Annotated in this window: 8 protein-coding genes, 1 pseudogene and 1 other annotated feature; of the genes and pseudogenes, 2 read left to right on the forward strand and 7 right to left on the reverse strand. The window is 30.4% G+C overall.

Features of this window, described 5'->3' with window-relative positions:
- Positions 1-246: 246 nt before the first annotated feature.
- Positions 247-470: a binding site (T-box leader), on the reverse strand.
- Between the two features lie 224 nt (positions 471-694).
- Positions 695-1,363 (forward strand): corrinoid protein, encoded by a 669-nt coding sequence (locus tag B3630_RS16590; RefSeq protein WP_346900099.1) that lies wholly within the window; start codon positions 695-697, stop codon positions 1,361-1,363.
- On the forward strand, positions 1,356-2,441 hold the full coding sequence (locus B3630_RS16595) for a uroporphyrinogen decarboxylase family protein (protein ID WP_346900101.1): 1,086 nt from the start codon (positions 1,356-1,358) through the stop codon (positions 2,439-2,441). The genes B3630_RS16590 and B3630_RS16595 overlap by 8 nt, the downstream gene beginning before the upstream one ends.
- Before the next feature lie 132 nt (positions 2,442-2,573).
- Here the strand turns inward: B3630_RS16595 and B3630_RS16600 are convergent, their stop codons facing one another.
- From B3630_RS16600 to B3630_RS16630, 7 genes and pseudogenes are all read right to left on the reverse strand, one after another.
- Positions 2,574-4,160, reverse strand: a complete 1,587-nt coding sequence (locus B3630_RS16600) for an ABC transporter substrate-binding protein (protein ID WP_346900103.1) — start codon at positions 4,158-4,160, stop codon at positions 2,574-2,576.
- Between the two features lie 359 nt (positions 4,161-4,519).
- A complete protein-coding gene (locus B3630_RS16605; RefSeq protein ID WP_346870360.1) occupies positions 4,520-5,071 on the reverse strand; it encodes a pyruvate kinase alpha/beta domain-containing protein in 552 nt (183 codons plus the stop codon).
- 85 nt (positions 5,072-5,156) lie between these two features.
- Positions 5,157-5,765 (reverse strand): TetR/AcrR family transcriptional regulator, encoded by a 609-nt coding sequence (locus tag B3630_RS16610; RefSeq protein ID WP_346900105.1) that lies wholly within the window; start codon positions 5,763-5,765, stop codon positions 5,157-5,159.
- Entirely contained in the window at positions 5,758-9,414 is a 3,657-nt protein-coding gene (locus B3630_RS16615) for an efflux RND transporter permease subunit (RefSeq protein WP_346900107.1), read from the reverse strand. Before B3630_RS16615 ends, B3630_RS16610 begins: the two co-directional genes overlap by 8 nt.
- 190 nt (positions 9,415-9,604) lie before the next feature.
- Positions 9,605-11,917 carry a HAMP domain-containing sensor histidine kinase gene (locus B3630_RS16620; protein ID WP_346900109.1) on the reverse strand — a complete coding sequence of 771 codons (2,313 nt, stop codon included), beginning with the start codon at positions 11,915-11,917 and terminating at the stop codon, positions 9,605-9,607.
- Complete coding sequence (locus B3630_RS16625; RefSeq protein ID WP_035132303.1) at positions 11,892-12,590, reverse strand: response regulator transcription factor; 699 nt, start codon at positions 12,588-12,590, stop codon at positions 11,892-11,894. Before B3630_RS16625 ends, B3630_RS16620 begins: the two co-directional genes overlap by 26 nt.
- A 214-nt stretch (positions 12,591-12,804) precedes the next feature.
- Positions 12,805-13,551, reverse strand: a pseudogene (locus B3630_RS16630) (C39 family peptidase).
- Between the last annotated feature and the right edge of the window lie 57 nt (positions 13,552-13,608).

The raw sequence follows: 13,608 nt of genomic DNA on the forward strand, positions 1-13,608 counted from the left end.
CATGCTGGGCGCACTTAAAAAGCCCCTTAAGCCAACGGCTCAAGGGGCAAAATATGCGGTACCACCCTTGCTGATATAGTAATTAAATACTAATAAATTCTTAGAGTTATACACTCTAGAAATTATTATATATTAGGATAGATTAATTTTCTTAAAGCATCTCAAGATGCCTTATACCGGTATTCTAAGAAAACTTACATTAATGAAATGAGCTCTATTTCATTAAAATAAAAAAACCTTCACTCCAATAGGAGCGAAAGCAATATTCACGGTACCATCCTAATTTGATTAAGTATTATTTACTTTATCATCTCAATCCTTTTAACGGGGGAATCCGATCTACCCTACTTTTCATTTCAGGTAAATATCTCCAGGATGTCTTTCAATACTACTTTTCTCATAGAGCTTACACCATCCTCTACTCGCTTTACATACTTAGTAATATTTACTCTTCCTTTCAAAGAATTATAAATATATATTTTCTATATAATATGCCTTTTTAGAATTTTTGTCAATATATTTTGATAATTCTTCATTATTTTTAGTTAGAATTTTTAATAAATAAATTTAACTAATAGTTATTTCAAATAATGCTAAATTATTCTAAAAAAAATATTATTATATACTTGGATATAAATTTATTTTTTTATGAATTTATAGAAACCTACAATAAAACAAAAAGGTGTGTGTGAAAATGGACGAAAAGAAAAACTTACTTTTAGATGCTCTATGTAACAGCGTCCTTGATATGGATGAAGATTTAGTAAGAGCTAAAGCTGACGAATACCTAAATCTAGGATATGATGCCTATGATGGAATAGCTTCTGGTTTAGCTGTAGGAATGGATAAGGCAGGAATTTTATATGAGGAAGAGGAGTATTATATTCCTGAGCTACTTATGTGTTCTGATGCTATGTATGCAGGTATGGATAAGTTTAGACCTCATCTAAAATTTGCTTCTAATGAGATAAAACATAAGGCTGTTGTGGGTGTAGTAGAGGGCGATACCCATGACATAGGTAAAAATTTATTCAAAATTATGCTTGAAACCTGTGGTTTTGAAGTATATGACCTAGGAAGAGATGTTCCTCCTATGGAATTCATAAATAAAGTAAAGGAAACAAAAGCTACATTAGTTGGAATGTCTACTTTAATGACTACAACTATGGATAATATGAAGGTAGTTATTGATATGTTAAATAATGCTGGACTTAGAGATGATGTTGTAGTCATGATAGGTGGTGGACCCATCTCTCAAAGCTTTGCAGATAAAATAGGGGCAGATGGTTATGAAGTTGAGGCTTCTAAGGCTGCTCGTTTAGCTAAAGAGCTTGTTTCAAGGAGGCGTGTAGCTAATGCTTAAAGATAAAATGACTCCTATGGAAAGGGCTATAGCAATTTCTAAAGGAAACACTATCGATAGAATACAATGCAATCCAAATCTTTCCAATGGTATTGCAAGGGTAGCAGGATTAAAAATCTCTGAGTTTAATCATAGTAGTAAAGCTCTATCCCATGCAGTTATAGAAACCCACAAAAGATTTGGTGGAGATGGTGCTAAAATATTTACAGATTTATTTATTATTTCAGAAGCCATGGGTGCAAAAATGAAATATCCAGAAGATAATACCGTAGACCTACTTGAACCAGCAATTAAATCTATAGATGAACTAAGTAAGCTTACCCCTGTAAACCCATTAAAGGATGGAAGGCTTCCTATTCATATAGAAGCTATGAAAACCGTAAAAGATGCTATAGGTTCTGAAGTTCCTTGTAGTGCAGCAATAGTAGGACCATTCACTAATGCATGTTTCTTAATTGGTGTTCAAGAAATGACCAAACTCATGATAAGAAATCCTGAAGCCGTTCATAAACTATGCAAAATTTCTCTTGAAAGTTGTATTTCTTTTGTGAAAGAATCTCTAAAACAAGGCGTTGGAATTAGCATCTGTGAACCTATGGCATCTTCCACTGTTATTAGCCCTACTCATTTCAAAAAATACTGTACGCCATATATGAAACAATTAGTTAACTTCATAAAAGATAAAGGTTCAACTTCTTCTGTTCATATTTGTGGAAAAACAGATCCTATTTGGCAAGATATAGTAGACTTAGGCTTCAGTGCATTTAGCATAGATAATGTAGTAAGCCTATCAAAGTGTAAAGAAACTATAGGAAACCAAATAAAAATCATGGGAAATGTAGATCCTTCTACTGTAATGTATAGCGGTACTCCTAATGAAGTTAAGGTTGCTACCTTAATATGTATAAGGGATGGTTATGATAGTCCTAAAGGCTATTCGGTAATGTCCGGATGTGGACTTCCTGTTGAAACTCCTATGGATAATATTCATGCTATGCTGGATGTTACTAGAGAACTTGGATGGCCTATAGATCCAGAAAAAATAGCTTTTCTAATTAAAAAGTATGGTGGTATTTAAATGTATTCTACTGGTCTATAAATGAGTTTTAAAATATTCAAATTTAAATCAGCGCTGAAATTTCCTTATGTTGTTGAAAGTAATCTTTCTTATAACTATTAAGTAAGTTTCAGCGCTTAAATTACATATAGTTTATTTACTATTCAAATGTAACTTTGACCAATCTTCAAAAAGTATATTAGCTGTAGGTTTAGCTTCTGGTACTCCATCTAGTTTTTTTTGTGCTACCATAAGACTTTGTTCATAATCTATAGCATAAATTGCTGCGTCTGATGCAATCTGACGTTGTATATCTCGATAAATTGCTTTTCTTCTATCTGCATCTACCTCTTCTGCCCCTACCTTCCATAAATTATCTACTTTAAAGTTAGTATATCCCGTTTGGTTATAGTAAGAGCCTGTTTCAAACATCTTTCTATAATCTTCTGGAGCTAATCCTAAAGAATATCCACTAATGTATAAAGCACATTCATCATCTTTACTATATAACTTGTTATAAAACTCTATATTTTCATAAGGTACTATGTCAACCTCTATATCTATGTCTTTCAATTGTTTCTGTGCGATTTCTGCATACTTCTTATGAGCAAAGGCTTCTTTATTATATGCTAACTTAAGGTTATTTATAGCAACTCCGCTTTCTTCTATTAATTCTTTAGATTTTTCTATATCATGATTATATACTTCTACCTCATCTTCTATGTATAGTTCTGCCTCTTTAATTAAAATTGAATTCCCTTCTTCTACCTTCTCTGCACCTGATTTTCCATAGGCTGCAACTATCATTTCGTTTCTATCTAAAGCATAAGATAGTGCTTTTCTAAATACTATATTTTGCATTGAACTAATATTTTGATTAAAAACTATATAGTTTAATCTTCCTTTGCTAAAGGTATAAGATTGCAATTCTTCTCCCTTATAGGCTTTATTATATAATTCTGGGCTTGCTTTAACCAAAGTTAGCTCTCCCTTATTAAAGGCCTCCTCCGCAACTTCTTCTGATGAAAATACTTTTATTGTTATGAAATCAGCCTTAGGGCTTCCTGAATAATAATCATCATATTTTTCTAAAACCATACTATCTTCTTTAGTCCATTCTTTAAATTTAAAGGGTCCAGATCCTATAGGTGTCTTATTTTTCTCTGAGGTTGCAACTATACCTTCATTGTCATAAATATGCTTAGGAATAGGAATTACCTTTGAAAGATTATATAAAAACATTGAGTTCTCAACTGGAAGGATTATTTTAATAGTTAATTCATCTAATTTTTCTGCTTTTATAGGTTTTTCATCTATAATTAAATAATCTCTTAATGGTGAATCTTGATTCTCATCTAAAATCAGATTTATTGTATACTCCAAATCATCTGAATTTATAGGTCTACCATCATGCCATTTTAGATTTTCCTTTAATTTAATAGTTATCTCCTTATTATCCTTAAAGTCAACAGACTCTGCTAGATAAGTTCTAACATCTCCGTCCCCATAGAAAAAAAGTGGAGAATAAATTATATTAGACACTAGCTGAACCTCTCCTACATTTGTAAATGCAGGGTTTACTATTTCTGGTTTCTCTGTTACTGGAACAACTATATTTCCTCGAGACGTAGTAGATATTTGTCCTTCATCATTTTTAGACTCTTTTAAATTACCGCACCCAGTAAAATTCATTATACTTATAATTATTAATAACATAGAAATCATTCTTTTAAGTTTCATAATGTCCTCCTTGATATAAAACATAAATTATTTTACTTTAGCTTTTGCACTTTAGACTAATTTTAAGCATAAAAATAAATTATTCTTAAAATATAGATACATTATGAAATTTACCCACGAAAAAAGACTATCTCAAAACAAATTACATCTTATATTTAGTAAATTGTTTTAAGATAGTCCTATAAACAGATTTCTAGGCTTAAGAGGAAGTTTTCACTCCCACTGAAGTCTAGAAATCGTTATCCAGGGACGTAACTGCTCTTTACTCCCACTTTGAAGAAGATTGGAGTATTAAAGCTGGTAGTCATCGGAGAAACTTAATGGAATATTAGGTATAAAATAAATTAAACATAATTATACTATAAACTTGGTTTACAAATAAATTCATCTATTTTACAATCTAAAATATTAGAACCATGAGACGTACGCATAATAATGGCAGTATCTACTCCTAGACTTGTTCCCCCTAAAGCTATAATGGGCTCCATATATCCTATAGCACCACTATCTAAAGCCATTACTGCTATTTCCACTGCTACTTTAGTACCTTGACCTAACATACGTAGAGAGTATGCAATTATTTCTACAGGATTTACTCCTCCAAACTTACGTGAAAGTCCACGTTCTGCTCCACTAAGCACATGGGTTGTAGTTACAACCTTAATTCCTCTACTTTTAAATAACTCTAGTTTTTCTGCAGAAATTTCTTGAACTCCGGGTTCTTTAAATCCATTAACATGTGTAACACATACTATGTTTATTCCATCTATATCTAACTTAAGAAGCTCCTCTATAGTATTCCCTGTACTAGTAGGTACTACTATAGTCTTAATACTCCTTTTACGAGCTGTTTTTAATGCACTTTCTAATGTATTTTTAGTATTCTGTTTTCCTGGTTTTTCAAAATACATACTAACTTCCTCCCAAATTATATATAGTATATTTAAATTATAGCATATATCCTCTTTACTAATAATTGTACCAGAGCTAAAGGCCTTAATTTAACGCTTTTAAAATCAAAGTATAAGCACTTTCTTTTATCTTTTCTATATCCATAGCTTCAAGGTTTGATGTAGAACAAAAATAATTTGAATAGCCTAACATAGCACTTATAAGCACATAGTATTCATACTGTCTATTTTCTTGTGCTTTAACTATACCCTCATCTATTCCAACTTCCATTAGCCTTCTTACAGCGTCAAACATTTCTTCCTTTCGCTTTATAAAAATTTGGTTACCCTCTTCTAAATATTGTCTTAGTTTATCCGTTTGAATACTTGATAAAGCCAGGATAAAGTTTGAATTTTTGCTTCTAGAATTTTCTTCTATTAATTTAAACAAACCATAACATTTATTTTTAAATCCCTGAGCTTTATTAACTATGCTAAATACTTCATTAAATTGAATTTCTATATTATATATAATAGCCTTTGCTAGTATTTCTTCCTTAGACTTGAAATAATTATACAGGGTTCCTTTTCCTATACCCGCTGCTTCTGCAATATCAGCAGCTTTTACTGAATGAAGGTCTATGCCTTCATTCATAAGTTTTATTACAGCATTAAATATATCTACTTCTCTTTTACTATAGTTATTATCAAACATTTTTAACCTCCTCAACCTCTACTGATACTATAGGTTTCCTATGCAATATGTCATATATAATAGGAACAACAAATAATGTTAATAGTGTAGCATAGGTTAATCCTCCTATTGTCACAATAGCCATTGGTTGAATCATATCTGCTCCCATTCCTATTCCCATAGCAAGGGTTGAAAGTCCTAAAATAGTAGTTAAAGCTGTCATAAGTATAGGTCTAATACGAGCCTTTCCAGTTTCAATTAAAGCAGTTCTTTTATCAATACCCTGTAACCTTAATTGATTTACATAATCAACAAAAACTATACCATTATTAACTACAATTCCTGCTAATACAAGAAAACCTAACATGGAAATCATACTTACTTCAAAACCAGTTATTAGTAATGCTAAGAGTCCTCCTGTAAAAGCTAGAGGTATAGTAATCATTACTATTAATGGTGATAATAATGACTGGAATTGAGCCACCATTATTAAATATATTAAAACAATAGCTAGTGAAATCATTTTTATTAAATCTCCTAAGGTTTCATTAATAGTTTCACTTTCTCCAGTAATATCTATGATGTATCCCTCTGGTAATTTATAAGAACTTATTTTGCTTTCTACATCTCTACTGACAAGTCCAATATTGTGATCATTGTCTATACCCGCAGTAACTGACATACTTCGTACTTGATTCTTATGGTTAATAGAAGCTAATGCCTGGTCTTCTGAAATTGTAGATATATCCTTAAGGGATACTTCCTTTTCTTCACCATTAACTGTAGTTTTTATAATATAATCCTTCAATGTTTTCCTTGTTAATTCTTCCTTAGACTCAGTTACAACTATTACAGGATATTCATTAGAGTTAATGGTAATATTAGTTGATTTAGTTTCATTCTTAATAGCTGTAGTCACTTGTTGATATACTTGTGCTACAGTAAGTCCATATTTAAGTGCCTTATTTTTATCAACTGTAATTCTAGTCTCTTCTGATGCATCTTTTAGACCATTCGATATATCAATTGTTCCTTCAGTGTCTTCTAAAATTCCTGTTAAATCAGTAGCTATCTCCTTAAGTTTATCTAAGTCATTACCTTTAACAAGAATTTCTATACCTGAGCCACCCATAGCTGACATATCCATATTAGATGAATTTACAGTTATATCACAATTTAAGTCCTTTGTTTTTTCATCTATTATAGTAGCTACTTGTTGACTAGTGTTACTTCTTTCATCCTTCAAAATTATATACATAGATACCGCTTTATTGCTACCATTACCACCTAAAAAGCCCATGGAGCTATCTCCACCTTGCATAGCACCTACTGTTTTAACATCTGGTATTGTAAGGATTAAATCCATTACCTTATTACTCATTTCTCTAGCATCTATTGTAGTGCTTCCCTTAGGCATTTCTATTGATACCATTATATCATTACTATCAACCTCTGGCATAAATGCTGTTCCCATAGAAAAGGCGCTATAAGCACTAGAAATTAATAGTACTACCACCAAACCTATAATTATTATCTTATGATTTAGAGCTTTTTCTAGTAACTTCTCATAAACCCCTACAATTTTATCAAAGAATTTATGTGATTTTTCTTTAGTGTTTGTCAGTATAGTAGATGACATGGTAGGAACTAACGTTAGAGCTATAATTAGACTTGCAATTAATGAATATGCAATTGTTAGTCCCATGTCAGTAAATAGTTGTCGAGATATTCCTTGAGTAAATACAATAGGTAAGAATACACAAATTGTTGTTAAAGTAGATGCAAATATTGCTCCTGAAACTTGAGCTGCACCATAAACAGCAGCCTTAGCAGAAGACATACCTTCACTTCTTAATCTATATATATTTTCAATTACTACAATACTATTATCTACTAACATACCAACTCCTAATGCTAGTCCTGCTAAAGATATTACATTCATAGTAACTCCACTAAAATACATTAACCCTATTGCAAATAATAAACTTACAGGTATACTCATTGCTATTATAACTGTTGGTTTTATATCTCTTAAAAAAACAAGTAATATTACTATTGCAAGAATTCCTCCTAAAATTAGGTTATTTAATACAGAATTTATTACAATATCAATATACATTCCTTGATCACTAAGCTGATTTATATGCATATCTGGATTTTCTTTCAATAATTTTTCGATAGTTTTATTTATATCATGGGATACTTCAGCAGTGGAAGCTGTACTTTGTTTTTGGAAAGAAAGTAAAATACCATCATTACCATTAATTTTTGCATACATGTCATGGGCATTATTTATAAATCCTATATCTGCCACATCTTTAAGCTTTACTGTACCAATACCATCTATATCCAAGGTTATCAATTCTAAATTTTCTATTTCATCTACATTTGAAAATTGGTCTCCTACCTTAACTAAATACTCCTGTTTATTTTCTGTAATATATCCAGCTGGCATGGAAAAGTTTTCTGCTGCTAATATACTACTTAATGAACTTTGGGAAATCACTCCATCTAATCCTGCTTTTTTATAAGCATTTTCTTCTGCAATTTTAAATTCTTCTTTTCCTTTCTTAATAGCCTCTTCACTTTCTTCTAATTGAAGTTGTGCTTTGGCTAACTCAGAGTTAAGGGTGGCCTTTCCAGCTTCTAATTGTTTTTCTCCCCCTATAACTTCTGATAACTTCTTCTCTAATTCCTTCTTTTGCTTTAAAATCTCTTCAATACTTTTATTAGTAGCTTCTAAAGTTATAGATAGTTGTGTTAATTTTAACTTTTCTTCTGCTGAAGTTTCTTCTCCTGCCTTTATTTCCTCTTCTATAACTTTCTCTAGATTTTCCTTTTCCTTTTTAATCTCATCACGCTTTTTTTCTAATTCTTCTTGGCCTTGGATTAATAATTTTAACCCTTGCTCAACTTGAGATTTTCCAGAAGAAAGGCTCATACTACCTTCTAATAACTTCTCTTTCTGCTTATCACTTTCTTCATTAAACTTAACTTTACCATCTTGCAAAGTTTTTTCAGCTTTATCTAATTCTGCTTTAGTTTGAGATAGTTTTTCATCAATAGATTTAAGAATTCTATTATTAAGCTTATCTATTTTTTCTTGCTTGAGAGAGATCTGTAAATTCTCCTCAATTATCCCTGTACCAGAAACAGATGCTACTCCATCCAATCGTTCAAATTCAGGTATAATCTTCTCTGCTACTTTCTTTGATGTTTCAGTAATATCTTTTCCATCAAAGTCTACACTAGCAACTACAATTGGTAGCATATCTGGATTTATTTTTATTAGCATAGGTGTTCCAACCTCATCATCAAGTTGGGATTTAACCATATCAATATTTCCATTCATCTCAATCATAGCGCTTTCCATATTAGTCCCTTGAGTAAACTGAATAATAACCATGCTTGAGTTTTCACTAGAAATACTGTTAATTTCTTCTACTCCACTAGTAGTAGATAAAACTTGTTCTAATGGCTTTGTCACAGTAAGCTCAACTTTCTCTGGATTTGCACCAGGATAGGCAGTTATTACTGCTACATAAGGTAAATCTATACTAGGTAATAAATCAGTAGTCATTGATGTAAAAGATATAATTCCAAGAATAATAACCAATACAACCCCTACTATAACAGTCATAGGTTTCTTCACACTGAATTTTGATAACACTTTAGTACCCCCATTATTATTAAATTTAAATGACTGACCGTCCAGTCACCAGCTATTGTACCATATATTACATATAGTTACAATGAGTTTATGGCATTAAAAAGCTGCTTAAAAATAGACTAAATACTTAACTAAAGTACTTAATCTATTTTCAAGCAGTATATTTTCTTTATATATTTTTTAGTATATATTATTCATAAATATTTAACTTAACAGTCACCTTAAATAAATCCCCATCTATACCTATTTCTAAAGTTCCGTCATGAAGTTCTATTATGCTTTTTGCAATCGCTAAACCTAAGCCTGAACCTTCTGTATTCCTTGATTCTTCTCCTCTTTTAAATCTTTCTGTAATTTCACTAGCATCAAAGTTTAATTCATAAGCTGATATATTTTTCATAGTTATATATACCTTATCATTTTCAGATTTCACATCTACATAAACTCTAGTGCTTTTTAGTGAATATTTTATAGCATTAGCAATTAGGTTTTCAAATACTCTCCAAATCTTTCTCCCATCAGCATTAATATATATTTTTTCTGATGGTATATTAGTTTTAAAATCTAAATTTGCTTCTTGAATTCTATTCTCTGCTTCTCCTAATGTCTGTCTTATTAAAGCATTTAACTCTATTTTTTCAAAATTTAACTGCATAGCTCCACTCGCAGCCTTGGAAGCCTCAAATAAATCTTCTATTAATATCTTTAATCTTTGAGATTTTCTATCTAAAACTTCTATATAGGCTCTTGCTTCTTCAGGTTCAATGCCCATTCTTTTAAGTAAATCTACATAATTAATAATTGATGTTAATGGAGTTTTAAGATCATGAGATACGTTTGAAATAAGCTCTGTTTTCATTTTTTCACTTTTATTCTCATTTTCTATAGATTTTCTAAGTCCTTGCTTCATATTGTTTATACTGTGAGCAAGATCCCTTAATGACCCCTTACCTTCTTCTAATATATCATCATTAATTTTCCCCTCTGAAATAAGCTTAGCACTATTAGTTATTTTATTTAAATAAGCAAATTCTTTTACTAATTTATATATAACAATTGCTGTAACAACTATATCAAAACCAAGGGCAATAACAGCTCCTACCGCCCCTAATCCAAGCATTAGTATTAAAGATATACTAGTACAGATAGCTACATATACTCCTATAACTAACACTAATTTTCTTCCTAAAGTACCTTTCTCCATAGCTATACATAAATGATTATAAAGTTTTACTCCATAACTATCTTTAAGAAGTGTATTCTCCTTATAATTTTGGAGTAAGGCTTTGATAATTAAGTAATAAGCTATCAAAATTAATGTTACCACTATTATATTATTAATATTGATGGTGTATCTATATTCATTACTCCAATTATGTGTAAAAAACATATGATAGGATATCCATCCCATTAATATACCTAATAACTTAAATTCTAAAGGCATATTTTTTAATTTTTCTACTATTCTATTTGAATAGCACGGCTTATATCTAAACTTCCTAAGGACAAAAATCATAATTACTACCCCAAATAAGGAGATTATCAAAATGCCTATTTCTGTATCTACAATAGAATTAGCTTGCAGAAATTTTTCATAGGTATTATATATGCTATCTCCAGCTACTAGTTTACTTGGGACTGCTACATATATATCCAAGTCTCCCTTTACTCTAAAGCTCTCTTCATTAGTATAACTATTACCATTCTCATTATAACTATGTGTAACTACTACCGTAGCTCCACGACCTTCGGTGTAGTTACCATATTCATTTAGTTCCTTATCTTTAATAAGTTCTCCATTAATAAATATATTTTTGTTTTCTACTCCGCTAGAAATATGATATTCCGAAAAATAACCACTACTTTTCTTTAACTCTGCAATGGCATCCTTTCCTGGTTTATAGTTAGTCAGCCATATGTCATTAGCTTTATCATAGGCAATATACCTTAAATTTGAATAGCTATCCAAAGTCTTAATATACCTATTGTAATTCACCAACTTCTCTTCAACTATTAACTTTTTTAGTTCTTCATCACTATAATTGTACTTTTCCTCTATACTTTTATATATAGATTCTTCCTCTTTGTTAACCTTCTCTTCCTCCCAATTGTTAGTGTATTTTTCATGTAACTTACTTTGCTCATTACCATACTCTTCTTGAATCTTCTTTCTTATAATTTCTTTTTTCCATTGAATTTCTTCCTGGGTTAAATTTTTTATTTCCTTAATGTAATCTTCTGTTTTATAAAGTTCCATTACTTCAAGAATCTTTTCTGTAAAAGAGTTGATCTCACTTCCTAAAAATTTACTTCCATACAGACTTCTTTCATCAAAAATACCACTATTAACTCTAATGTCTTTAAAGGAAATTAGGGATATGGAGACCATTACTACAGTTATTATAATAGATATAGTCTTTGCTATTTTTATTCTTCTGCAGTCTTTTACCATTTCTTCATACTCTCTATCCTTTTCGTCAACACTTGTCGATTTTGTATCCAATTCCCCACACCACCTTTAAATATTTTGGTTCCTTTGGATTAATTTCAATTTTTTCTCTAATCCTTCTTATATGCACAGCTACAGTATTATCTACATTGTAGCTAGTTTCATTCCAAACTCTTTCGTATATTTCTTCCATGGAAAATACTCTTCCTTTATTCTTAAGCAATAATTCTAAAATTTTAAATTCTATAGGCGTTAGTTTTATACTTTCACCATCAACAAAAACTTCCTTATTTTTAGTGTTTAGTTCTAATCCACCACTTTTTAAAACTTCCTTTTCTTCTTCTTTGTTAAAATTACCTAAGGTCACATATCTTCTAAGTTGTGATTTAACCCTTGCAATTAACTCCAAAGGATTAAAAGGTTTTGTTATATAATCATCAGCTCCCATATTTAAGCCTAAGATTTTATCCGTGTCCTCTGACTTTGCAGAGATAAGAATTATTGGAATATTTTTTTCTTCTCTAATTTTAAGAGTTGCTCTAATTCCATCCATCCTTGGCATCATTATATCCATCAAGATAAGATGTATTTCCTTATCTACTAAAGTTTCTAAAGCTTCAATTCCATCACAAGCTCTATATATTTTTAATCCTTCGTTTGAGAGATATATTTCAATGGCATCTACTATTTCTTTATCGTCATCAACTACTAATACATTGTAATTCATTGTACTCCCCTCCACTTCATATTAATTATACCATGACTTCTCTCAATCTATACTTCTATATTACCCTTGAAATATTAAATAATTGTTTATATAAACCTTAAGAAATTCTTACAATATGTTCACATAATAAGAATGGTAGCTATTAAAAGAATTCATTAACTTTTATAAAACATGGAGCTTATACTTTANNTAAAGTATAAGCTCCATGTTTATGTTAATATATTTTATTCATTAATTTGTTATTTAAAACAACTATTGATTGATCTCCCAATTCCTTAAATCTTTTTTCAACTAACTTCTTATAATAGCCAACTACCCCATTACCTTCATAGGGATCATTAAAATAATATTTATCTTCATCATAACCTACAAATACCATACAATGCTCATTACTTATCCACTGAAACTTCTCCCCTGATTCTCGCAGATACCATTCTTCACCTGATTCAGTAGGAAGTAAATTAAGACTTGTCCAAACTAACACAGGTATTTCTTTATTTATATAATTTTATATAAGTTCATTAAACTCACTTCCTGTGGTATTTTTTACTGAATGCTCTTTTCTTAAAATTTCATTTAATGAATTAACAATTACAGGGGCATAACATCCATAACTATATACACTTCTTGGGTCTCCAACAAAAGCTTCATTGGGATTGGGACCATATAAATCTCCATTAACTTCTTCTAAAAATGAGCTCTCTAAATAATCATCTATAAACTCATCAACAGATATATTATATCCATAATATTTTAGTATCATAGATGTACTTACAACCTCACATCCTGTTGGATATTCTCCAGCTTGACTTATATAGGGTGTAGAGATAAACTTGTAGCTTTTATTAGATTGTTCATTAATTTTATGAGTTTTTAATTCATTATTTAATTTCTTATTTAATTTCTTATAACTCAATAGTGATATCTGCTGTGGTTCATAGGAATTTAAAATAGCTGACATATATACTGTTAAAATGCATAGTGTAAAAATAATACTGTTCTCAGAATTACCGATTTC

It is taken from the genome of Clostridium sp. UBA7503 (genome assembly GCF_002477055.1).
GTDB lineage: Bacteria > Bacillota > Clostridia > Clostridiales > Clostridiaceae > Clostridium_J > Clostridium_J sulfidigenes.

What these genes read in the sequence shown, in the direction of transcription:
- B3630_RS16610 (WP_346900105.1), bottom strand. Translation starts at nt 5,765, where the DNA reads ATGTTTGATAATAACTATAGTAAAAGAGAAGTAGATATATTTAATGCT.
- B3630_RS16605 (WP_346870360.1), bottom strand. Translation starts at nt 5,071, where the DNA reads ATGTATTTTGAAAAACCAGGAAAACAGAATACTAAAAATACATTAGAA.
- B3630_RS16590 (WP_346900099.1), top strand. Translation starts at nt 695, where the DNA reads ATGGACGAAAAGAAAAACTTACTTTTAGATGCTCTATGTAACAGCGTC.
- B3630_RS16595 (WP_346900101.1), top strand. Translation starts at nt 1,356, where the DNA reads ATGCTTAAAGATAAAATGACTCCTATGGAAAGGGCTATAGCAATTTCT.
- B3630_RS16600 (WP_346900103.1), bottom strand. Translation starts at nt 4,160, where the DNA reads ATGAAACTTAAAAGAATGATTTCTATGTTATTAATAATTATAAGTATA.
- B3630_RS16625 (WP_035132303.1), bottom strand. Translation starts at nt 12,590, where the DNA reads ATGAATTACAATGTATTAGTAGTTGATGACGATAAAGAAATAGTAGAT.